Source organism: Nocardia sp. NPDC127579, from assembly GCF_042672005.1.
GTDB lineage: Bacteria > Actinomycetota > Actinomycetes > Mycobacteriales > Mycobacteriaceae > Nocardia.
On the sequence record NZ_JBHXVZ010000001.1, the window covers coordinates 1,381,989 to 1,404,954 of the forward strand.

Annotated in this window: 19 protein-coding genes and 1 tRNA gene; 15 read left to right on the top strand and 5 right to left on the bottom strand. The window is 68.4% G+C overall.

Features of this window, described 5'->3' with window-relative positions:
* Nucleotides 1-24: 24 nt before the first annotated feature.
* The 5 genes from ACFVMC_RS05900 (at nt 25) to ACFVMC_RS05920 (ending at nt 5,350) form a co-directional block, all read left to right on the top strand.
* Nucleotides 25-921, top strand: coding sequence for a hypothetical protein (locus ACFVMC_RS05900; protein ID WP_379207237.1), 897 nt, complete (start codon nt 25-27; stop codon nt 919-921).
* Nucleotides 918-2,030, top strand: a complete 1,113-nt coding sequence (locus ACFVMC_RS05905; protein ID WP_379207238.1) for a DUF4129 domain-containing protein — start codon at nt 918-920, stop codon at nt 2,028-2,030. The genes ACFVMC_RS05900 and ACFVMC_RS05905 overlap by 4 nt, the downstream gene beginning before the upstream one ends.
* Nucleotides 2,027-3,010: an AAA family ATPase gene (locus ACFVMC_RS05910; protein ID WP_379207240.1), complete on the top strand. Its 984-nt coding sequence runs from the start codon at nt 2,027-2,029 to the stop codon at nt 3,008-3,010. Before ACFVMC_RS05905 ends, ACFVMC_RS05910 begins: the two co-directional genes overlap by 4 nt.
* A 2-nt stretch (nt 3,011-3,012) precedes the next feature.
* Nucleotides 3,013-4,308 carry a DUF58 domain-containing protein gene (locus ACFVMC_RS05915; RefSeq protein WP_379207242.1) on the top strand — a complete coding sequence of 432 codons (1,296 nt, stop codon included), beginning with the start codon at nt 3,013-3,015 and terminating at the stop codon, nt 4,306-4,308.
* Nucleotides 4,309-4,396: 88 nt separating this feature from the next.
* Nucleotides 4,397-5,350 carry an esterase/lipase family protein gene (locus ACFVMC_RS05920; protein WP_379207243.1) on the top strand — a complete coding sequence of 318 codons (954 nt, stop codon included), beginning with the start codon at nt 4,397-4,399 and terminating at the stop codon, nt 5,348-5,350.
* Between the two features lie 12 nt (nt 5,351-5,362).
* On the opposite strand, the gene ACFVMC_RS05925 is transcribed toward ACFVMC_RS05920, so the two are convergent.
* Nucleotides 5,363-6,139, bottom strand: a complete 777-nt coding sequence (locus tag ACFVMC_RS05925) for an RDD family protein (RefSeq protein ID WP_379207245.1) — start codon at nt 6,137-6,139, stop codon at nt 5,363-5,365.
* A gap of 43 nt (nt 6,140-6,182) precedes the next feature.
* On the opposite strand from ACFVMC_RS05925, the gene ACFVMC_RS05930 reads away from it, so the two are divergent.
* A complete protein-coding gene (locus ACFVMC_RS05930; RefSeq protein WP_379207247.1) occupies nt 6,183-7,169 on the top strand; it encodes a stage II sporulation protein M in 987 nt (328 codons plus the stop codon).
* Nucleotides 7,170-8,265: 1,096 nt separating this feature from the next.
* Here the strand turns inward: ACFVMC_RS05930 and ACFVMC_RS05935 are convergent.
* Nucleotides 8,266-9,672, bottom strand: coding sequence for a hypothetical protein (locus tag ACFVMC_RS05935; RefSeq protein ID WP_379207248.1), 1,407 nt, complete (start codon nt 9,670-9,672; stop codon nt 8,266-8,268).
* Between the two features lie 137 nt (nt 9,673-9,809).
* On the opposite strand from ACFVMC_RS05935, the gene ACFVMC_RS05940 reads away from it, so the two are divergent.
* Nucleotides 9,810-10,436, top strand: coding sequence for a class I SAM-dependent methyltransferase (locus ACFVMC_RS05940; protein ID WP_379207250.1), 627 nt, complete (start codon nt 9,810-9,812; stop codon nt 10,434-10,436).
* A gap of 1 nt (nt 10,437) precedes the next feature.
* On the opposite strand, the gene ACFVMC_RS05945 is transcribed toward ACFVMC_RS05940, so the two are convergent.
* Both ACFVMC_RS05945 and ACFVMC_RS05950 read right to left on the bottom strand, forming a co-directional pair.
* Nucleotides 10,438-11,205, bottom strand: coding sequence for an SDR family NAD(P)-dependent oxidoreductase (locus ACFVMC_RS05945; protein ID WP_379207252.1), 768 nt, complete (start codon nt 11,203-11,205; stop codon nt 10,438-10,440).
* Nucleotides 11,206-11,276: 71 nt separating this feature from the next.
* The gene (locus ACFVMC_RS05950) at nt 11,277-11,816 is read right to left on the bottom strand and encodes a dihydrofolate reductase family protein (protein ID WP_379207253.1); all 540 of its coding nucleotides are present in this window, start codon (nt 11,814-11,816) and stop codon (nt 11,277-11,279) included.
* 120 nt (nt 11,817-11,936) lie between these two features.
* Here ACFVMC_RS05950 and ACFVMC_RS05955 point away from each other — a divergent pair, with 120 nt between their 5' ends.
* Nucleotides 11,937-12,587 carry a TetR/AcrR family transcriptional regulator gene (locus ACFVMC_RS05955; RefSeq protein WP_379207255.1) on the top strand — a complete coding sequence of 217 codons (651 nt, stop codon included), beginning with the start codon at nt 11,937-11,939 and terminating at the stop codon, nt 12,585-12,587.
* A gap of 48 nt (nt 12,588-12,635) precedes the next feature.
* On the opposite strand, the gene ACFVMC_RS05960 is transcribed toward ACFVMC_RS05955, so the two are convergent.
* Nucleotides 12,636-12,718, bottom strand: a tRNA-Leu gene (locus tag ACFVMC_RS05960).
* A gap of 238 nt (nt 12,719-12,956) precedes the next feature.
* Between ACFVMC_RS05960 and ACFVMC_RS05965 the strand changes: the two genes are divergently transcribed.
* From ACFVMC_RS05965 to pknB, 7 genes are all read left to right on the top strand, one after another.
* Nucleotides 12,957-14,333, top strand: coding sequence for a DUF3662 and FHA domain-containing protein (locus ACFVMC_RS05965; protein WP_379207257.1), 1,377 nt, complete (start codon nt 12,957-12,959; stop codon nt 14,331-14,333).
* Between the two features lie 216 nt (nt 14,334-14,549).
* The gene (locus tag ACFVMC_RS05970) at nt 14,550-15,017 is read left to right on the top strand and encodes an FHA domain-containing protein (RefSeq protein ID WP_379207259.1); all 468 of its coding nucleotides are present in this window, start codon (nt 14,550-14,552) and stop codon (nt 15,015-15,017) included.
* Complete coding sequence (locus tag ACFVMC_RS05975; RefSeq protein WP_379207261.1) at nt 15,014-16,516, top strand: PP2C family protein-serine/threonine phosphatase; 1,503 nt, start codon at nt 15,014-15,016, stop codon at nt 16,514-16,516. Before ACFVMC_RS05970 ends, ACFVMC_RS05975 begins: the two co-directional genes overlap by 4 nt.
* The gene (locus ACFVMC_RS05980; RefSeq protein WP_379207263.1) at nt 16,516-17,988 is read left to right on the top strand and encodes an FtsW/RodA/SpoVE family cell cycle protein; all 1,473 of its coding nucleotides are present in this window, start codon (nt 16,516-16,518) and stop codon (nt 17,986-17,988) included. Before ACFVMC_RS05975 ends, ACFVMC_RS05980 begins: the two co-directional genes overlap by 1 nt.
* Nucleotides 17,985-19,469, top strand: a complete 1,485-nt coding sequence (locus ACFVMC_RS05985) for a peptidoglycan D,D-transpeptidase FtsI family protein (RefSeq protein WP_379207265.1) — start codon at nt 17,985-17,987, stop codon at nt 19,467-19,469. Before ACFVMC_RS05980 ends, ACFVMC_RS05985 begins: the two co-directional genes overlap by 4 nt.
* Before the next feature lie 37 nt (nt 19,470-19,506).
* On the top strand, nt 19,507-21,018 hold the full coding sequence (locus ACFVMC_RS05990; RefSeq protein WP_379207266.1) for a protein kinase: 1,512 nt from the start codon (nt 19,507-19,509) through the stop codon (nt 21,016-21,018).
* Nucleotides 21,015-22,919 (top strand): Stk1 family PASTA domain-containing Ser/Thr kinase, encoded by a 1,905-nt coding sequence (pknB, locus tag ACFVMC_RS05995; RefSeq protein ID WP_379207268.1) that lies wholly within the window; start codon nt 21,015-21,017, stop codon nt 22,917-22,919. Before ACFVMC_RS05990 ends, pknB begins: the two co-directional genes overlap by 4 nt.
* The last annotated feature ends 47 nt before the right edge of the window (nt 22,920-22,966 follow it).

Genomic DNA, 22,966 nt, shown 5'->3' on the forward strand with positions numbered 1-22,966 from the left:
CGCGCACGCTCTAGACTCGGCCGCGTGTTACCAGCCGACCCGGCCGGTGCCGTCGGGGCGGAAGACGATCCGGCACCAGGGTCAGGACCGACGGTGCCGGTGCGCCCGTTGACCTTCCGTGAACTGCTCGATGTCCCGTTCGCGTTGGTGCAGGCCAATATCGGCGCGGTGGCCAAGCTCGCGGCGGCGGGCCTGGTGGTAGCCGAACTGTTCGTCATGGCTGTGACAGCGGGGGTCTCGGTGCTGACCGACGGTTCCGACGACGGCATCGGGTGGGCCGCATTGCTGTCCACGCTGGTCGCCGCGTGGGCACTGCGTTTTCTGCTGCGCGGAACGACCGTGGCGCTCGGGCTGGCCGATGTGGCCGGGCACCGGATCGGCTGGTCGGCCGCGCTGGATCGCCTGTGGGCCAGCGCGCCCAGGCAGCTGCTCTTCGAATTCCCCTACACCCTGTTCTGGACGGTGGCGATCCCCGCCTACTGGCTGCTGCTCGACGAGGCCACCGCCTTGGGCGTGGTGCTGCTGGTGCTGATGGCGTTCTTCGTCCCGCCACTGCTCGGCCGGGTGCGCGCCACCCGCTACGCCGCGACGCCGGTGATCCACGCCGAACGCGCCGACCGTTCCACCGCGGCTCAGCGCGCGAAACTGCTTGTCGCCGGAAAGGAATGGTCGCTGACCGGTCTGTGGCTGGCGCACCGCGGCCTGCTCGTGCTGCTGATGCTGCCGGTGTTCGGGCTGTGGCTGTTCGTCGCCGATTTCTCCGGCACCCACCTGTGGACGGTCATCACGCTGACCACCACCTCGGTGCTGGTGTTCCTGACGTTCGGCGAGGTGGTGGAGGCGGCCACCCGGGTGGTGGCCTACCTCGACATGCGCTGCCGCCGCGAAGGTCTCGATATCAAGATTCCGGAGCTGCGATGAACGATCCGGAGATCAGTTTCTGGAAGCCGCCCGCGGACCTGCCCGCGCCGCAGATCCCGCCGCTGGGCCCGGCCGCTCAGCATCGCGGCGCGGCCGACGCCGCCGCCGCGAACCAGGACTACGATCGCGCGCTGCGGGAACGCTTCCGGGCGATGTTGCGCGGCCTGGAGCAGGGCGGGGTACTCGAGGTCCGGCGTTCACGCACCGCGGACGAGACCGCGCGGGATGCCTCGGGCGCGCTGCCGGTCGAGGTGGCCGGCGAGATCCAGCCCGCGGCACACAGTTTCGACGAGGTCGTCTACGGAGGTCGTCGCGCCACCGAGGCCGAATACCGCCGATTGGACCTGGCCGACCGCTACTCGCAGTCCGCGCCCGCGCCCGCCCCGGGACCCCTCGAAACCGAACCGGTGGAGATCCGCGAACGGCACCGCCGTGAGCTGCCCTCGGTGCCGAAACTGCTGCGGAGCCCGAAATTCTGGGCGGCCGTGCTCGCGTCGATCGCCGTGGGCCTGGTCCTCTGGGGCGCGCTGAGCGCCCTCGGCACCCCGCCCGCACCCAAGCCGCCGACGCCGGATCTGCCTGCGCCCCCGGACCCACCCGAGGACGAGGACACCTGCTTCTTCTTCTGCGGTGGCGCGGGCGAGGATTCGATCTTCACCCGGCTGCCTGCCTGGCTCGCATTCGGTGGGCTGCAATTGCTGCTGGCCGGTGCCGCGCTGGCCTGGTGGCGGGCGCGCCGCCGGGGCGCGCTGGTGCGGGAACCCCGCCCGGTCGAGGTCGCGGCCAACGAACTGCTGGCCGGTCAGGCGGCGCTGTACCGGCGTTCCGGCGACCACGAGTACGTGGCCGCGAAACTGCGGGCCGCCACCGTGCGCCGGGCCCGCCCACGGCTGGGTGTACCCGCCGACGCACGCCCGGATCAGCTCGTCGCCGCGCTGGCCGCCCGCACCGGACTGGACCAGCACCAGCTCGGCACCGCGCTGTACGGGCCCGTGCCCGACACCGACACACTGCGTATCGTCGCCGCGGTGCTCGATCTGATCGACGCCGACGCACCGAGCCGCACACCATCCGGCGCCGCCGCCGGACCCACAGGAGGGGACCGATGACCCAGACCGACACCACCCACACCCCCACCGCCGCGGAGGCCGGGCAGGCGTTCGCCGCGCTGCGCACCGAGATCGGCAAGGCGGTGGTCGGCAACGACCAGGCCGTGATGTATCTGGTGCTGGCGCTGCTGTGCCGCGGGCACGTGCTGCTCGAGGGTGTGCCGGGTGTCGCGAAAACCCTGCTGGTGCGGGCACTGTCGACCGCACTGGATCTGGAGCACTCGCGCGTGCAGTTCACGCCCGACCTGATGCCCGGCGATGTCACCGGCTCCCAGATCTACGACCCGCATTCGGCCGAGTTCACCTTCCGGCACGGTCCGGTGTTCACCAATCTGCTGCTGGCCGACGAGATCAACCGCACCCCGCCGAAAACCCAGTCGGCGCTGCTGGAATCGATGGAGGAGCGGCAGGTCTCGGTGGACGGCAAGCCGCGGCCGCTGCCGGACCCGTTCGTGGTGGTCGCCACCCAGAACCCGATCGAGCAGGAGGGTACCTATCCGCTGCCGGAGGCGCAGCTGGACCGGTTCCTGTTCAAGGTCGACATCCAATTGCCGGGCCGCGACGACGAATTCCGGATTCTGCAACGGCACGCCGCCGGTTTCGATCCGCGGGATCTGTCGGCCGCAGGTTTGCGTCCGGTGGCCGGTCCCGCCCATCTCACGGCGGCACGGGCCGCGATCGCGCAGGTGACGATCAGCCCCGAGGTGCTGGCCTACACGGTCGATCTGTGCCGGGCCACCCGCACCTCCCCTGCCGTGCAGCACGGTGCCTCGACCCGCGGCGCGACCGCGCTGATGGCGGCGGCGCGGGCCTTCGCCTGGTTGAACGGGCGCGGGTTCACCACCCCGGACGACGTGAAATACGTTGCCACCGCGGTGCTGCGGCACCGGCTGCATTTGAAGCCGGAGGCCGAACTGGACGGCGTGACGACCGAGGGCGTGCTCTCGTCGCTGCTGCTGTCGGTCCCGGTGCCGGTGTAGTCGTGGTCGTTACCGGACGGTTCGCCGCCGTCGCGGCCTTGGGCGCGGTGCTGGTCGCGGTGTTCCTGCACGGCTGGGGCGGGATCATTTTCGTGACCGCGATCCTGGCCTGGCTGCTGCTGATCGATATGGGCTGGGTGGCGCGCGCCCGCGATCTGACCCTGACCCGGGAACCACTCACGGTGGTCCGGCTGGACCGCAGCACCGAGGTGGAGCTGGTCGTGACCAACACCGGCAACCGCACCGTGCGCGGCTACCTGTGGGACGACTGGCCCGACAGCACTCGCGCCCGTGGCCGCGCGCACCGGCTGCGACTCGCGCCGAATCAACTGGTGCGCCTGCGCACCACGCTCACCCCGAGTTATCGCGGCGACCGGGTCGCGGGCCCGGTGACGCTGCGGCTGCTGGGTCCACTGGGCTTGGCAGGCAGGCAGACTCGGCGGGCGGTGCCCGCTCGAGTGCGGGCGCTACCGGCGTTCCGCAGCGAGCGGTTGATGCGTTCGAAGGTGAAGCGGCTCCAGCACCTCGAGGGCCGCAATGTGGCGAACACTCGTGGCCAGGGCACCGAATTCGATTCGTTCCGCGAATATGTGGCCGGTGACGACGTGCGCTCCATCGACTGGCGGGCCAGTGCCCGCGCCACCGATGTGCTGGTGCGCACCTGGCGGCCGGAGCGCAACCGGCACGTCATGATGCTGCTGGATACCGGCCGGATCAGCGCGGCCCGTGTCGGCGACGGCACCCGGCTGGACGCGAATATCGAGGCGGCGCTGCTGCTCGGCGGGATCGCGGGCGCGGCGGGTGATTCGGTGGATCTACTCGCCTACGACCGCGAGGTTCGTGCGGAGGTGCGCGGTATCGGCGGGAATCGGTTGCAGCTCAAGCTGATGCACGCGCTGGCCGGGGTGACCCCGGCCCTGGTGGACACCGACGCGCCGGGCCTGGTCCGCGCGGTCATCCAGCGGGCGCGCCGGCGCAGTCTGGTGGTCTGGTTCACCACGTTGGACGGCGCGGCTGTCGAGGAGAACCTGCTGCCGGTGTTGCCGGTGCTCGCGGTGCGGCACCGGGTGCTGATCGTCTCGGTCACCGATCCGGAGATCGCCGCGGCGGCCCTGCGCCGGGATCGGCTCGATGACCTGTACACCGCGGCGGCCGCGGAGTCGGTGCTGGCCGAGCGGGCCCTGGTCCAGGAGTCGTTGCGGCGCATGGGGATCGCGGTGGTGTCCGCGCCGCCGGAGCGGCTGCCGGAGGCGCTGGCGGATGAGTATCTGGAGCTCAAGCAGTCGGGTTCCATGTAATCAACTGTCTGAGTTGGTCATTTGCCAGATTTATAGAACCGGTTCCAGTTAGATTCTCGGGGCAGAACCTGAACCGAGGGGGACCTCCATGCGCGCACTGCTCCGGCGCACACCGAAATCACTGCTGATCGTCGCCGCGCTCGCGGCCCTGTGGACCACCGCGAGCGCACCCGCGCACGCCGAATACCCGGTGGACTACAACTTCTTCGCCGGCATCCCGAACGAACTCACCCATCCGAACGGGTCGCTGCCCGGCGCGAACAACTGGTCCTGCCGGCCCACCGCCGAGCACCCGAATCCCGTTGTGCTGGTGCACGGCACCGGCGGCGGCGGACAGACCAACTGGGGTGTCTACGCGCCGCTGCTCGCCAACGAGGGGTACTGCGTCTTCTCGCTCACCTACGGCGCGCACCCCGCGCCGTGGCCGCTCAACCAGATCGGCGGTATGCGCCCGATCCCCGAAAGCGCCGCCCAGGTCGGTGCTTTCATCGACCGGGTACGCGCCGCCACGGGTGCGCCGCGCGTCGACATCGTCGCGCACTCGCAGGGCAACTTCGTCGGCAACTACTTCATCAAGCGACTCGGCGGCGCCGGGAAGGTGGACAAGTTCGTCGGCATCGCGCCGCCATGGCTCGGCATCTGGGAGAACAGCGCCGACCTGCTGCGCATGTTCGCCGGTGGACTGGGCGTGCCGGGTGCCGTGGACGGGTTGCTCAGCGCCGGACTGTGCCTGTCGTGCCCGACCATGCTCGGCGGCTCCGCGTTCCTGGACGCGCTCAACGCCGACGGCGTCTACGAGCCCAGCGTCACCTACACCAATATCGCCACCCGCTACGACGAAGCCGTCATGCCGTATACCGTCGGCCTGGTCCCCGCACCCAACGCGACCAATATCGTCGTGCAGGACGGCTGCGAATCCGATTTCTCCGAGCACGCGGGCATCGCGGGCAGCCCCCGGGCCGCGACCTTCGCCCTCAACGCGCTCGACCCGGACCACCCGCGCCCCGTCCCCTGCGAGTTCATCCCGCCGTTCACCGGCTGACGGATCGGGCCGCTAGCCGGTACGCACCAAAGTGGGCCCGCCGGGCGTCAGCGCACGCCGCTGCCGCTCGGCGATCACGGCGCCGAGAATCTGCACCGGCGGGTAGCCGTTCGGCGGGGCCACCTGAATTCGCGCGCACACCGCGTGCACCAGCTGCTGTCCGAGCCCCGCTTGCGCTGCGGGAGTGAGTGTCCGCAGGCGGGTCAGGTACTGCCGTACCGCGAGCGCCAGCTCCTCCGGAATGCCGGTGAGATCGAGCTGCCCCACCCACCCGGCCAGCCACGGCGGCGGCAAGGCGAGCGCGGGCCGCGGCAGCGGTTGCTGTGCGTGCACCACGACCGTGCCCGCCAGCACATCGCCGACCCGGCGCGCGTTGGGCGAGCAGAGCGAACTGATCACCGCGATCGCACCGAATCCGCCGAGCACCCAGAAGTCGACGATCGCGCCGGTCAGTCCACGCGTGAGCGCGTGCCGGAAATCGATGGGGCCGCCGTCGGCGCGCACCACCCGCAGGCCGACGGCGAGCTTGCCGAGGGAGCGGCCGCGGGAGAGGGTCTCACAGGTGACCGGGTAGCCGACCAGCACCGCGACCACGGTCAGCAGCATGAAGGCGGCGATCCAGGCATCCTCTGCGTCGGCTTCCTCGAGGGCGAGGCCGACTACCAGCAGCGCGACGAAACCCAGCAGCAATTGGACCAGCACGTCGAGAAGAAACGCGGTGGCCCTGGTCGGGATCCGGGCGATCGGCAGCTCGAGCGAGACCGCTTCCCCGGTGGTGAATTCAGCCATGTGACTAGCATTCTTCCCATCGGCGGTATGGGAGGCAACCGAAATGGACGTGGACGCCTACAGCGTCATGCACCGGCGGTCCTGGGACCGCCTCGATTCACTATCCCGGCAGGGCAAGCTGACCGGCGCCGAGGCGGAGGAACTGGTCGCGCTGTACCGGCGCACCTCCCAGCAACTGGCCCGGCTGCAATCGCACAGTCCGGAACCGGAACTCATCGCGGGCCTGAGCGCGGTACTGACCCGGGCGCGCGGCAAGGTGCTCAGCACCAAGCTGAATCCGTGGGCGGAGTTCGGCCGGTTCTGGACCCACGCCTTCCCGGCGGCGGTGTATCGGACCTGGGTGTGGTGGGCGACGGTGGGCGCGCTGTTCGTGCTGCTGACGGCCGGGCTGGCGGAGTGGGTGCGCGGTTCGGGTGCGGCGCGTGATCTGTTCGGGATTCCGGCCGACAATTCCGCGATCACCGCGCCCGGCGGCGCGTTCGAGACCTATTACACCGAGCATCCGAACGATGCTTTCGCCGCGCAGGTTTGGACGAACAACGCGTGGGTGACCGCGATCTGCCTCTTCACCGGCGTCGTGATCCTGCCGGTGATCTACATGCTGATCATGAACGCGGTGAATGTCGGGATCACCGGCGGCCTGATGGCCGACGCCGGGCGACTGGACGCGTTCTTCGGATATCTGCTGCCGCACGGGATTCTGGAGTTGACGGCCGTGTTCGTCGCGGGCGGCGCGGGTTTGAAGCTGGGCTGGACACTGATCGATCCGGGCCGGCTCAGCCGCCTGGAAGCGGTGGCCCGGCAGGGCCGCGCGACCGCGACCATCGCGCTCGGCCTGGTGGCGGTGCTGTTCGTCTCCGGCCTGCTGGAGGGTTTCGTGACGCCGAGCGGGCTGCCCGCGCCGGCGCGGATCGGGATCGGCCTGCTCGCGGAGGTGTTGTTCCTGGTGTACGTCTTCGTGCTGGGCCGTCGGGCAACCGTAGACAACGTCGAGCACACGATGAGCGAAGCGGGGCTGGGGAAGCGGTAGCAACGTCTGATAACGACGTGGTTTCGGAACCCCCCATTTGAGTTCCGCTGGCCGCAGCGAGTCCAGCTCAGCTGCGGCCAGCGTTGGCATTAACTCTACACATTCGTTACCCCTACGCAACCCCCCGCACGGATGTCAAGCGTATTTAGCAGCTCTCCAGCAAACCTCCGCGAGCAGTGTGACTTTCACCCGCTCAGCTAACCCATGGCTCCAGCTCGGGCAGCCTTCGGAAGACGCCGGATATGCCGCTTTACCGGAGACGAAAATCGATTGCGTGCGCCCGCGCCAAACGCAACAATCGTTGCCGGCTCAATTTGCCGCACACCGCCTACTCGCCCTGCCGCCCCGACAGCAGGCTGTTTACCTGCGCCTTCAGGGTTGTCTGTCGGATAGCCAAATTTCTGACAGACAGAAAGCGACTTCAGGTTTGTTTATGGGCCTTTTTGCAAGAACCATGATCGGCGTTTCGCCCTTGGGCATACTTCAGACAGGCTGAACTCGACGATAACCAGTTGCAGAAGCGCTGCGGCTGCGCCGCTGCCCGCCGGGTCGATCAGCACCACAACCGCAACTCGAATCGCCATTGTGATCTTCGCCTCAGCATTGCTTTTCGTGAACCGGACAGCCTCGGGACAACTCATCTGTGGACAACCCTGGAGATCCACCGGCTGCCGCATTCGGCACACCGGCCGCCGGGCGGCCGCGCCGAGTTGCGCCGATCTCTGAGAACCACCCGAAAACCGGCCGTGATCAGCGCGGCAATGCGGGCGCGGGCGGGTTGCGCCGCACCCTTGCGGACACCTGCTGTGACACAGCGGCTTTCCCCCACACCGCCGCGCAGAACGCCACGACCGGCCCGGATACCGACCGCGCCGCACACTTATCCACAATTCACCCCCAGATATCCACAGGCGCGCGTACACCCGGCGAACGCGATAAAACCGACCTACTCGGCGCGGCCGGTGGCCGCAGAATCCGGCGCCCGACCGGCCATCCGCACACCTACCCGGGCCCCTGCCCCCACCAGCGCTTTCCAGGCTGTCCCGGCCGAATTCCACAGACGGACCCGGGATATCCACAGACCCGGGCTGAAAGTTCAGTGGATACGCAGGATTCCGGTGATCGTCCCCTGCAGCAGCTGTCCATCGCTCGTGATCAACGCCGAGGTCTGCAGCGGATCATCGACCACCGTGCCAGGCAGCAGCCGGTCCGAAAGCACCACGCCCGTCTCGGGATCCAGCACCGTGAACGAGTAACCGTCCAGGGGCGTCGTGCTATTGGGTCCGACGCGGCTCACCGTGTACAGGTTGCCGTCCGCGACGGCCAGATGCGGCACCGCCGCGCTGCGCACCGTGTTCTCCCACACCGTGCGGCACCCGTTGTCGTCCACGTCGATGCGGGTCATCCCGCCGGTGAACGGCGCGCTCGCCGGCACCGCCGGACCCGCGTCCTCCGGCACAGCCGGATAGGGATATCCGTAGGTACTCGCCACGAACACCGAGCGCCCGATCCCGACCGGCGAATTCTCGCTGCCCGCACCGCCCTTGGTAAGTACCGGCTGCGCGCACACCAGCTCGCCGGTGCCGGAGCGGAAGATCAACACTCGCACCTGATCATCGGCGTTGTCGACGATGGTGAGATAGTCCGCACCCGTGGTGGGGCCGAAATACGTGGGCGTCGAACCGGTACCCCAGCTGAGCTGGCCGGGCTTGCGCGCCGAGCCGCGCGCATAGGGCGCGCGCCAGCGGATCTCCGGCTGCTGTCCGAGCGCATGCAGTTCGTACAGCGCGTGCGTCGTGGCCACCGCCACCGCGCCACTGGGCGCGGCCGAAATGCTGTTTGCCACTTGCTCGCCCGCGGGCAGCTCGAGAGTTGCCGCCGCACCCGCGGGCGTGACCAGGCCGACCACCCCGTGCCCGGTGGCGAACCAGACATTTCCCGACCAATCGGGCACGAGCCCGGTCACGTTGTCGCCCAACGGAATAACCCCGGACAGGTCCACGGACGCGTCGATCGTCAGGCGCCAGCGCCCGGATTCGCGAGAATGTCCTATCCGCACCAGTTTTCGGTCGCCATCGACCGCGACCAAGCGATCGTCGTGATCCAGATACGCGTAAACCCCGCCGAGCAGACTGCCTTTCGGCAGTTCCAGCGCGGCGAGCGAGGTTCCGACCGGGCCGCTGTGCGCCGGGTCGAGCAGATGCACCGTCGGCGCTCGGCCGACGATCGCGGTGCACAGTGCGAGCACCAGACCGTCGGTACCTTGCAGGATCGTCGGGCAGGCCGAGGCCAGCGGATACGCCGCCACCGCGATATGCCCGGCCCCCGGCCCCGCCAGCGGCGTCGCGTCCGAGGACCCGGCGTCGCCGTGCATGGTGGAGGTGCCCACCGGACCCAGCCATGGATTCGGGGGTGCCAGCGGCCCCCAGGCGGCGGCCTGTGCCGGGCCGGCCGGTGCCAGCGCCAGGGCGCAGGCGGCGAGCAGAACGATCGGGGAACGCATATCGGTCAGCTTTCGAGTTCGGGCGCAGGACATTCGTGCCGATCCAACCCGACCGGAGCCCATGGCGACAGTATTTGACCCACTAGCAGTTCAATTCGTCCAAGCGATGCGTCAGCCCGCTACCTACGATGGGCGACATGCCTGGTCTACGCGCGAAAGTCATGTCTACCCTGGCCGGCCAGCTCGGCAACCCGCACGGCCTGCTCGGCAAAGGCGTGGCTCGGATACTCAATCGCGGCAACCGGCCGCTCATCGAGGCGGCGGCCGAGGCGGCCACCGGCACGGTCGTCGCCGATATCGGATTCGGCGGCGGCGTCGGCTTGGAACTGCTGCTGGCCCGCAGCGGCACCGAGGTCGTGCACGGCGTCGAACTCTCGCCCGACATGCTCGCCCGGGCCCGCTCGACTTTCGCCCGCGACCTCGCCGCCGGACGGCTCCGGCTCAGCGCGGGGTCGCTGACCGCGCTCCCGTTCGCCGACGACAGCCTGGACGCGGCCATCACGGTCAACACCATCTACTTCCTGTCCGACCTGGATGCCGCCTGCGCGGAACTGGCCCGCGCCGTACGGACCGGCGGCGCCGTGGTGATCGGCATCGGCGACCCGGACGCGATGGCGGCGATGCCGTTCACCGCGTACGGATTCACCCTGCGCCCGGTCGCCGAAGTACGCGCCGCTCTGGAACGCGCGGGCTGCACCGTGACCGAGCGGCAGCTGCCGAGCCGGCCGATCCCCACCCATCTGCTGGTGGCCGTGCCCGGCTGACCTACATCTCCGCGCCGCCGTCGACCCGGATCTCGCAGCCGGTCATGTAGCGCCCATCGTCGGAGGCGACCATGGCGACCACGCCCGCGATATCGTCCGGGCTGCCGAGCGCGCCGCCGTTGAGCCAGCCGGTCAAACGCTCGAACAGCTTCCAGTCCGCGCCTTCGGGCTGGGCCAGGATGGACTTGGTCGTGATCCCGCTGACGATGCCCGCGGGCAAGATGTTCACCGCGCGCAGCCCCTGCTTCGCGTACTCCAGCGCGATGGCGTGGGTGAATGCGTTGACACCGCCCTTGGACGCCGCGTACGCCGCCAGGTAGGGCGCGGCGTTGGTTGCCGCGGTCGAGGACAGGTTCACCACCACGCCGTGCCCGGAGTCCAGCAGCGCGGGCAACGCGGCCTGGGTCATGAGGAAGGTGCCGGTCAGGTTGATCGTAATGATCTGATTCCAGTCCGCCAGCGCCATCTCGTGCGTGCGCGCGGGCTTGAGGATGCCCGCCGCGTTCACCAGAACATCCAGGCCACCGAGGAATTCGAGGGCCGTGGCGACACCCGCGGTGGTCGACTCGGGGTCGGCGATGTTCACCGTGACGGTTCGCAGCCGCTCGGCCGCGTCGCCTGCTTGATCGACCGTGGTCTTCAGGCCCGCCTCGTCGATATCGGCGGCGACCAGCTGCGCGCCCTCGTCGAGCAGGCGCAGGGCGATGCCCTGCCCGATCCCCGACCCCGCACCGGTCACCACTACTCGACGGCCTTCGTATCTACGCATGCCCCAAACTAGAACAGGTTCTCGCACGGTGGCAACAGTTTCCCGCCGCGCGCACCGCCTCCGGCGTCCGGCTATTTCGCGGGCGCGTAGATCTGATTGATCACACCGGTGCTGAACGCCTCGGCCGAGACCAGCTTCAGTTCGACGGTGTCATCGAGCTGGTCGAACCAGCGCGCGCCCTTGCCGAGCACGATGGGGTGGACGAACAGCTGCAACTGATCGAGCAGGCCGGCGCGCAACAGGGACTGCACCAGCGTGAGACTGCCGGTGATGGCGATGTCGCCACCTTCGGTGGCCTTCAGCGCCGCGAGTTCCGCCGGGATGTCGCCGGTGATGATCTCGGTGTTGTTCCAGGTGGCTTCGGTCAGCGTGGAGGTCACGACGTACTTCTTCTGGTTGTTCATGAATCCGGCGAACTCGTCGTCACTCTCGGGCCAGTGCCCGGCGAACTCCTCGTACTGCACCCGCCCGAGCAGCATGGCGTCCGAGCTGCCCATGCCCGCGCCGATCGCGGCGCCCATCTCGTCGTTGAAGTAGGGGAAGTGCCAGGTGTCGGGCGCTTCGGCGACGCCGTCGGCGGAAACGAACAGGCTGGAAATGATCTTGCGCATGAGCTGCTCCATCGGATGCTTCAAACTGAACTGTACCGTACAGTTCCGGGTGAACTGAACAGTACGGTACACTTCCGGAAGCGTCAACAGATCCGGCGAAATCGATTTCCAGGAGGCCTCATGTCACCGACCGAAGCAGCGCTCGACGCGGCCGAGGGAAGTGCCGCCGCACAGGCGCGGCAGCGGATCATGACCGCCGCCATGGAGGTGTTCCTGCGCGACGGCTATCTCGGCGCGAAGGTCGATGAGATAGCCAGGGTCGCAGGATCGTCGAAGCAGACGATCTACAAGCGGTTCGGCAGCAAGGACAAGCTGTTCGAGGAGATCGTGTTCGATCGCCTGGGCGGGATCGATCAAGTGTTCCGGGAGGCCATCGGCGAACTCGCCGCCGCCGAGGACGTGGCGACCACACTGCGGATGGTGGCGCACCGCTTCGTCCACCTGCTCACCCGGCCCGCGCAGCTGCGGGTGCGGCGCCTGGTGATCGCCGAGGCGGGCCGCTTCCCGCAACTCGGGCGCGCCTATTTCGAAGCCGGGCCCGAACGGGTCCACGCCATGCTGGCCGCGTGCTTCGCCCAGCTGACCGAGCGCGGACTGCTGCGCACAACCGAACCAGAACTGGCCGCCAACCATTTCACCTGGCTGGTGGTGTCCATCCCGGTCAACAAGGTGATGTTCTGCGGCGACGAAACCCGGTTCGCCCCCGAGGAACTCGACCACTTCGCCGACACCGGCGTCGCGGTCTTCCTAGCCGCCTACCAGGTGAGGTAGAACGCGAAGAGGGCCCAGGATCTGCGATCCTGGGCCCTCTTGCTGTTGTGGGCGAAGGGGGACTTGAACCCCCACGTCCCGAAGGACACTGGCACCTGAAGCCAGCGCGTCTGCCATTCCGCCACTCGCCCGAGCGACTGGAAGAACGTATCACGGGTGTGTCTCGGAAACGAAATCGCCTGGTCAGCGATACCGTGGATGACACCTGCGCGGAACGGGAACCCGTGGTGCCGCTCAGGAGTTACAGGTGTGGACGATCGTGGATATCATGCAATGAACGTGGTCGACACACGACACGCCATATGAGCGTGTCGTTGTTATGAAATGGGCTATGACTCGGGGAAGACGTTCGACGAAGGGAGGCCGGTCATGGGCATCGTTTCGCGATTCGAAGCTCGTCTTCGCGGCACCGTGGACGACGCCTTCGCTCGCGCCTTCGGTGGCAATGTCGTGCCCAAGGAGGTGGAGGCGGCGTTGCAGCGTGAAGCCTCCGAGCACATCGAGGATGTGGGCGGCGGACATCTGCTGGCGCCGAACAGCTATGTGATCACCATCAACTCCTCCGATCACGAGAAACTCGACGCCGACCAAACCCTCACGACCCGTGCGTTCGCCAAACATCTCCAGGACTTCATCCGCGATCAGGGGTGGCAGACCTACGGCGAAGTACACGTAGCGTTCGAGGCATCACCTACGCTGCACACCGGACAGTTCAGGGCACGCGGCCGGGTCGACCCCGACGCGCACCGCCCCGAACCCTCGCCACAACGACCTGCAAACCCGCAACCAGGAGCTGGCCCCATGACGCAGAACTCTGGCTACGACCCGAGCCGTGAGCCCGCGGAGTCCGATCCACGCAATCGCGGGTACGCACCGCCGCCGGCGGGGCGGCCCAACCCACCCAACGGCGCCTACCGTGACGACTACCGCGCACCCTACGAGGGCGGCGCCGATTACCGCGCGCCCGAGGGGCAGCAGGGTTACAGCGAGTACCAGAACGGCTACGACTACCAGCAGGGCGGTCAGGGCGGGTACCAGGCGCCCAGTGGCTACCAGGCGCCGAGCGGGTACGAGGAGTCCGGCTACGGCCAACAGGGCTACGGCCAGCAAGGTTATGGCGAACAGGGCTACGGCCAGGCGCCGGGCGGCTACCAGGAGCCGGGTTACGGCCAGGGTGGCGGCTACGGGCAGCAGCAGGGGTACAGCCAGCAGGGCTACGGCCAGCAGGCGCCCGGCTACGGCGAACAGGGCTACCAGGAGCCGGGTTACGGGCAGGCCGGCTACGGCCAGCAGCAGGGCTACGGCCAGCAGGGCTACGCCGAATCCGGCTACGGCGAGCAGGGCTACGCCGAGGAGCAGGGCGGCTACGGCCAGGCCTACTCGCAACAGGGTGGCTACGGCGGCCAGCAGGGCTACTCCCAGCCCGCCCCGTATTCCGGTGCGGCACCGGCGGGTTCGGGCTATTCGGCCACGCTCCAGCTGGACGACGGCAGCGGCCGCACCTACCAGCTACGAGAAGGCAGCAACATCATCGGCCGCGGGCAGGACGCGCATTTCCGCCTGCCGGACACCGGTGTTTCGCGCCGCCACATCGAGGTGCGCTGGGACGGCCAGACCGCGATGCTCTCGGATCTGGGTTCCACCAACGGAACCCTGGTCAACGGCTCGCCGGTGCAGGATTGGCAGCTGGCCGACGGTGATGTCATCCGCGCCGGGCACTCGGAGATCCTGATCCGAATCGTCTGATCCCGTAAGCTCGCGTCCAGGTCATGACATGACGTGTGCACAACCTGGCGAACAGCGGTTCTGCGGTCGTATCGTGATCGAAATCGACTGACGGCCCTATGATGCTGCCAACGTGCGGCACCGTCATGGGGCCGGGCAAGACCAGCAGCCGGGTGGGGGCGAACCAGCACCTACGCGGCACCGACAGACACACGGTCGAACAGGAGGTGGAACGCCGTGCAGGGACTGATCCTGCAATTGACCCGAGCGGGGTTCCTCTTGCTGTTGTGGCTGTTCGTGTGGGCGGTTCTGCGAACCTTGCGCAGCGACATCTACGCGGCCTCCGGCATTCGGATCCAGCCCAGGGCCGCACGCGGTTCCGCGGTGCTGCCGTCCTTCAGCCGGGGCCAGAAGGGCGCCAAATATCTTGTGGTGACTCAAGGTTCACTCGCCGGCACGCGCATCACGCTCGGCACCCAACCGGTGCTGATCGGGCGCGCGGATGATTCCACGCTGGTACTCACCGATGATTACGCCTCCACCCGGCATGCGCGACTTTCCCAGCGGGGTGACGACTGGTACGTCGAAGACCTCGGCTCGACCAACGGCACCTATCTCGACCGCGCGAAAGTCACCACCGCCATCCGTGTTCCGCTCGGCACTCCGGTCCGTGTCGGCAAGACAGTGATCGAGCTCCGATCGTGACACTTGTTCTCCGCTACGCAGCGCGTAGCGACCGCGGCCTCGTGCGAGGCAACAACGAGGATTCCGTCTACGCGGGCGCTCGCCTGCTCGCGTTGGCCGACGGCATGGGCGGCCACGCCGCCGGTGAGGTCGCCTCCCAGTTGATGATCGCCGCGCTGGCCCATCTCGACGACGACGAGCCGGGCACCGACCTGCTCGGCAAGCTCGACCGCGCGATCCACGAGGGCAACGCCGCGATCGCCGATCAGGTCGAGGAGGAGCCCGAGCTCGACGGCATGGGCACCACGTTGACCGCGATCCTGTTCGCGGGCAGCAAACTCGGTCTCGCCCATATCGGCGACTCCCGCGCCTATCTGCTGCGCGGCGGCGAACTGGCCCAGATCACCCGCGACGACACCTTCGTGCAGTCGCTGGTGGACGAGGGCCGGATCACCCCGGAGCAGGCGCACACCCATCCGCAGCGTTCGCTGATCATGCGCGCGCTCACCGGCAACGAGATCGAGCCGACGCTGATCATGCGGGAGGCCCGGGCGGGCGACCGCTATCTGCTGTGCTCGGACGGCCTGTCCGATGTGGTGAGCGACGAGACGATCGCGAACACCCTGCGCGAGGGCAATACCGACGAATGCGCCGACCGGCTCATCGAATTGGCGCTGCGCAGCGGCGGTCCCGACAACGTCACCGTGGTCGTCGCCGACGTGATCGATCTCGACTACGGGCAGAGTCATCCGATCGTGGCGGGCGCCGCCTCCGGTCAGGACGAGGACACCCCGCCGCCGAACACGGCCGCCGGCCGGGCCGCCGCCATGCGGCCGCCGCGGGCGGCCCCGCCGCGCCGGGCCACCGCCGCACCGGAACCCGAGCCGCCGGCCAAATCGCATCGGCTGCGCTGGATCCTGCTGTCGCTCGGTCTGCTCGTCGCGATCGGCATCGGCCTGCTGGTCGGCTACAAGATGGTGCGCAACAACTACTACGTGGCCGCCGAGAACGGCACCGTGGTGATCATGCGCGGCCTGCCCGGTTCGGTGCTCGGCTACTCGATCCACGAGATCGACACGATCGGCTGCGTCAACAAGAACGCCGAGCTCACCATTCTCAAACAGGGCACCACACTGCCGGCGGGCTGTAGGTCGCTCGCGGTCGCCGACCTCACCCAGACCGGGCGCAACCAGGTCAAGCAGGGTCTGCCGCCCGGCTCGCTGAACGAGGCCGAGAGCCAGTTGCTGCGGCTGACCCAGGAACTGCTGCCGGTGTGCACGCCCAAGGAGCAGGTACCGCAGCCCGGCGTCGTCCCGACGCCCGAGCCCGTGCCCGCACCCGCGCCCGACGCGACCGTGACCCCGACTCCGGCGCCCGCCCCGGTGCCGCCGGCCACCGAGGTGCCCGGCGATACCCGCGGCACCGATCTCAAGACACCGACGAAGGTGGAGCCCACCGCGCCGACGCCAACGTCGTCGACCCCGCAAACACCGGGGGAGAGCTGCCGGGTGACGGACTGATGTCCGCTCCGGCACCGCCGTCCGCTGGGGCCTTCCCCAGTCCGCCAGGCGGATTCGCGCCTGCACCGCCGCCGACCACCCGGCGCAATGTGGAACTGTTGCTGCTGGCGTTCGCGGCCGTGTTGACGACGGTGTCGCTGTTCCTGGTCGAAGCCAGCCAGGAACAGTCACTCACCTGGGACATCGCCAAGTACGGCGCCGCCTACCTGGCGCTGTTCGGGGTGGCCCATCTGGCGGTGCGCCGGTTCGCGCCGTTCGCCGACCCGCTGCTGCTGCCGATCGTCGCGGTGCTCAACGGGATCGGGCTGGTGCTGATCCACCGGCTGGATCTGGGTGCGGCGCAGAACGCCCGCTACAACTCGTGGGCGATCCCCTCCCCCGATGCCGGGCACCAGATCATGTGGACCGCACTGGGCACCATCGGGTTCATCGCGGTGCTGGTCATCCTGCGCGATTACCGCACGCTGGCCCGCTACAGCTACACCCTCGGCCTGATCGGCCTGATCGCCCTGATGATTCCGGCGCTGCTGCCCAGCGCCTACTCCGAGACCAACGGCGCCAAGATCTGGATCCGGCTGCCGGGTTTCAGCGTGCAGCCCGGCGAGTTCTCCAAGCTGCTGCTGATCATCTTCTTCGCCTCGGTGCTGGTGGCCAAGCGCGACCTGTTCACCACCGCCGGCCGGCACATGCTCGGCATGGAGTTTCCGCGCGCCCGCGACCTCGGGCCCATCCTCGCGGTGTGGGTGGTGTGTATCGGCGTGCTCGTGCTGGAGAAGGATCTCGGCACCTCGCTGCTGATCTTCTCCACCGTGCTGGTGATGCTCTACATCGCGACCGAACGGGTGGGCTGGCTGATCATCGGCGGCGGCCTGCTTGCCATCGGATTCGTCTTCGCCTACAACGCTTTCGGGCACGTCCGGGTCCGCGTGCACACCTGGCTGGACCCGTTCTCGGACTACAACAACACCGGCTACCAGATCTCGCAGTCGCTGTTCGGCCTGGCGACCGGCGGGCTGGCGGGCACCGGCCTCGGCAATGGCCGCCCGAACCAGGTTCCGTTCGCCAAGACCGATTTCATCGTCACCACCATCGGCGAGGAGCTCGGCCTGATCGGGCTGACCGCGGTGCTGGTGCTGTTCCTGGTGCTGGTCGTGCGCGGGCTGCGCACCGCCCTGGCCGTGCGCGACAGCTTCGGCAAGCTGCTCGCCGCCGGGCTGGCCTTCACCCTGGCGATCCAGCTGTTCGTGGTGGTCGGCGGTGTCACGAAACTGATTCCGCTGACCGGTCTGACCACGCCGTTCATGTCCTACGGCGGCTCCTCGCTGCTGGCCAACTACCTGCTGCTCGCGGTGCTGATCAAGATCTCGGATGCGGCCCGCGCACCGGCGCCCTCGCGGAAGAAGGAGCCCCAGGCGCCACTGGCCGATGCCCCGACCGAGCTGTTCCGCAAGGATGCGAGGCCGCAGGAATGAACACTCCACTACGACGGGTCGCGGTCGCGGTCATGCTGATGATCGTCGCGCTGATCATCAACGCCACCTACGTGCAGGTCTCGATCGGCCCGTTCGGCAAGGCGGACAGCCTGCGCCACGATCCGCGCAACTCGCGGGTGCTGCTCGACGAGTACTCGCGTCAGCGCGGCCAGATCTCGGCCAGCGGTACCGTGCTGGCGAGCTCGGTCTCCACCGACGACCGCTACCGGTACCTGCGCACCTATCCGACCGATCCGGCCGCCTACGCCCCGGTCACCGGCTTCTACTCGATGCAGTACGGCAGCACCGGCCTGGAGAAGGCCGAGGATTCGGTGCTCAACGGCTCCGACAGCCAGCTGTTCGGCCGCCGCCTGATCGATATGGTCTCCGGTCGCGACCCGCGTGGCGCGAACGTGCTCACCACGCTGAACCCGGTGATGCAGCAGGTCGCCTACGAGCAGCTCAGCGCCAAGGGGTACACCGGCTCGGTGGTCGCGATCGAGCCGAGCACCGGCAAGATCCTCACCATGGTCTCCACGCCCAGCTACGACCCGAACCTGCTGTCCGGGCACGACGGCGCGAAGGGCACCCGGTCCTGGGAGGAGCTGAGCCGCGACGAGTCGCTGCCGATGCTCAATCGCGCTGTCTCCCAGACCTATCCGCCGGGGTCCACGTTCAAGGTGGTGGTCACCGCGGCCGCGCTGTCCGAAGGCGTCGCAACCCCGAACGACCAGTTCACCGCCGCCAACCAGATCGAGCTGCCGAACACCAAGACCACGCTGGAGAACTACAACGGCACGCACTGCGGCAGTGGCAACACCGCCTCGCTGTACGACGCGTTCCGGTTGTCCTGCAACACCGCCTTCGCCGAGCTGAGCCAGAAGATCGGCGCGTCCAACCTCAAGGACGCCGCCGCCGCGTTCGGTGTCGGCCCGAGCCGCGGCATTCCGATCCCGGTCGCCGAGTCCACCGTCGGCTCGATCCCCGACAACGCGGCGCTGGCGCAGAGCAGCATCGGCCAGCGCGATGTGGCGCTGACTCCGTTGGAGAACGCCGTCATCGCGGCCACGGTCGCCAACGGCGGCGTGCGGATGGAGCCGTACCTGGTGGATTCGCTGCAGGCCCCGGACTTGAGCGAGTTGTCCAAGACCAAGCCGGTCTCGGTCGGCCAGGCGGTCAGCGCCCCGGTCGCGGCCCAGCTGACCGACATGATGATCGCCTCGGAGAAGAACACCCAGGGCGGTCAGACGAACCGGGGTTACACCATCGCATCCAAGACCGGAACCGCCGAGCACGGCGAGAATCCGCGCAATACACCGCCGCACGCCTGGTACATCGCCTTCGCGCCCGCCCAGAATCCGACCATCGCCATCGCGGTGATCGTCGAGAACGGCGGCGACCGGGCGCTGGCCGCCACCGGCGGATCCGTAGCCGCGCCGATCGCGCGGGCCGTGCTGGACGCCGGGCTGCGAGGGGGCTGAACGATATGACTGTGCGAGTGAATGTACGGAGTCCCCGATGCTGAACAACGGCGCGATGATCGCCGACCGCTACCGCCTGCAACGGCTCATCGCCACGGGCGGTATGGGTCAGGTCTGGGAGGCTCTGGACACCCGGCTGGACCGCCGGGTCGCGGTGAAGGTGCTCAAGGCGGAGTTCTCCGCCGACCCCACCTTCCGGCAGCGGTTCCGCACCGAGGCCAAGACCACCGCCCAGCTGAACCATTCCGGGATCGCCGGGATCTACGACTACGGCGAGACCTACGACCCGTCCGCGGGTGAAACCGCCTACCTGGTCATGGAATTGGTGCAGGGCGAGCCGCTGAACACCGTGCTCAACCGGCTCAACCGGCTCTCGGTGATGCAGGGCCTGGACATGCTCGAGCAGACCGGCCGCGCGCTCGAAGTCGCCCATGCCGCAGGCGTCGTACACCGCGATGTGAAGCCGGGCAACATCCTGGTCACGCCGACCGGCCAGGTGAAGATCACCGACTTCGGCATCGCCAAGGCGGTGGACGCCTCTCCGGTCACCAAGACCGGCATGGTGATGGGCACCGCCCAGTACATCGCGCCCGAGCAGGCTGTCGGCGAGGACGCGACCGCCTCCAGCGACGTGTATTCGCTCGGCGTCGTCGGCTACGAGGCGCTGGCCGGGCAGCGGCCGTTCACCGGTGACGGTGCGATCACCGTCGCCATGAAGCATGTCCGCGAAGCGCCGCCGCCGATGCCCGCGGATCTGCCGCCGCATGTGCGCGAGCTCATCGAGATCACCATGCGCAAGGACCCGAATCAGCGCTACGCCAGCGGCGGCGAATTCGCCGACGCGGTGGCCGCGGTGCGGGCCGGGCATCGTCCGCCGGAACCGTTGGGCGCCACCGCCGCTCCGGGTACCGGCGCGTTCACCGAGGGCGCCACCCGCGTACTGCCGCCCGGCCCGACCGTGATCCTGCCGGCCTCGCAGCAGGACGGCCCGACCGTGCCGTACAACGGCGGCACCGCGGGCGCCTACCGCGCGCCGGAGACCGCCATGAACCCGGGCACGGCCGCGCCGGTGCCGCCGAAGCCCGCCGGGCTCACCAATACCCAGAAGTGGTTGGTGGGCCTCGGAATCGGCGCGGTACTGCTCGGCGGCGCCGCGACCTGGCTGGCGTTCGGCGGTGACACCAATCCGCAGCCCGACCGTCCGGTCGTAACCACCACACTGCTCCCGCCGACCACGACCAAGGCGCCGGTCACCACGACCACCGAGCCCGCTCCCCCGCCGCCGGTCACCACCACGACCGTGCCGCCGACCACCACCACGACGGAACCGCCGACCACAACGCCGGAACCGACCACGACCACCTCGGAACCGCCGACCTCGACGACCAAGCCGTCGAAGACGACGAAACCCAGCACCACCAAGCCGACCAAGACGACGCCCCGGCCCCCGGTCTTCCCCACTCTGGAATTACCATTTCCGGAAAGTCCTGGCGCCCAGGCTCCCTCGACCACTCGTAGCGCGTCTACTCCTTCACAAGGACAACCATGACGACCCCGAAGAATCTCTCGTCTCGCTACGAGCTCGGCGAGATCATCGGATTCGGCGGTATGTCCGAAGTACACAAGGCCCGTGATCTGCGGTTGAGCCGTGATGTCGCGATCAAGGTGCTGCGCGCGGACCTCGCCCGCGACCCCACGTTCTACCTGCGCTTCAAGCGCGAGGCGCAGAATGCGGCCGCCCTGAACCATCCGGCCATCGTCGCGGTCTACGACACCGGCGAGGCCGAGGTGGACGGCGGCCCGCTGCCCTACATCGTGATGGAGTACGTCGACGGCGATACGCTGCGCGATCTGGTGCGCGGAGACGGCCCGCTGCCGCCGCGCCGCGCCATGGAGGTCGTCGCCGACGTCTGTGCCGCACTGGATTTCAGCCACAAGGCCGGGATCGTGCACCGCGATATGAAGCCCGCCAACATCATGATCAACCGGGCCGGCGCGGTGAAGGTGATGGACTTCGGCATCGCGCGCGCACTCGCCGACAGCTCCAATCCGATGACCCAGACCGCGGCCGTCATCGGTACCGCGCAATACCTTTCGCCCGAGCAAGCCCGCGGCGAGACCGTGGACGCGCGCTCGGACGTGTACTCCGTCGGCTGCGTGCTCTTCGAGATACTTACCGGTGAACCGCCTTTCACCGGTGATTCACCGGTGGCGGTGGCATACCAGCATGTTCGCGAGGACCCAAGACTTCCCTCGCGCGTCCACTCGGGCGTGCCACGCGAGCTCGACTCGGTGATCCTCAAGGCGATGAGCAAGAACCCGGCCAACCGGTATCAGACCGCGGCAGAGATGCGCGCCGACCTGATCCGGGTGCTCGGCGGTCAGAAGCCGAGCGCGCCGATGGTCATGACGGAGGAGGACCGCACCACCGCGTTCGATTCCGATGAACCGGCTCCGCGCGGCTACCGCATGGTCGAACGCCGCGACGACACGGCCGAGCAGGAAGCCGCCGATCCCGGCGGCACCCGCCGCACCTGGATGGTGGTCGGCGCCGCCGCGGCCGTCGCCGTGGTGTTCGCGCTGCTCTGGGTGTTGATCGGGCCCGGAAGTCAACCGGATCAGGTGGCCGTTCCCGACCTTTCGGGCAAATCACAGAACCAGGCGCGCGACGCGCTGCAACAGCTCGGCTTCAAGGTCGCCAGCGAGCAGAAGGCGGACAGCAAGATCGCCCAGGGCAATGTGATCGCCACCCAGCCGCTGGGTGGTTCCCGGATCGACGAGGGTTCGACCGTCACCCTGGTGGTGTCGATCGGCCCGGCCCAGGTGCCGGTGCCGCGCCTGATCGGGCTGAGCCAGGAGGAGGCCGAGCGCAAGCTCGGCGATGTCGGCCTCCGGATAGACCCGAACGCCAGTCGTAAACCGTCCAGCCAGCAGGAGAAGGACAAGGTCATCGGCACCGAGCCCCCCGAGGGGTCGAAGGTCGATGTGGATCGTCTGATCGTCATCGTGATCGGCGACGGCCCGGAGAAGGTCCGCGTGCCCACGGTCGTCGGCCAGGACATCAGCCAGGCCCAGCCGAACCTCGGGGAGGGTGGCGCCGGTTTCAAGGTCGCGATCGACGAGGTCCCGTCCTCCAAGCCCAAGGGCGAGGTGCTCTCGACCAGTCCGGCGGGCGGCAGCCAGGCCGACAAGGGTTCCACGGTGACCGTACAGGTCTCCAGCGGCGAGATCGTCATGCCCAGCATCGTCGGCCTGACCCCGTCGCAGGCGGTGGAGATGCTGCGCGAGAAGGGCTGGACCGGCAGCACCAGCCAGATCATCCAGCAGCCACAACGCACCTTGGATGCCGGCCAGGTCGGCAGGATCCTGGGACAATCACCGGCAACCGGTGCCGCGCTGGCCAAGAACGCCACGATCACCATCAATGTCGGGGCTATCGGGGTGCCATGACCGATCCCACGCAGGGCACATAGTTACTTTCGGGAAAACTCGAATCC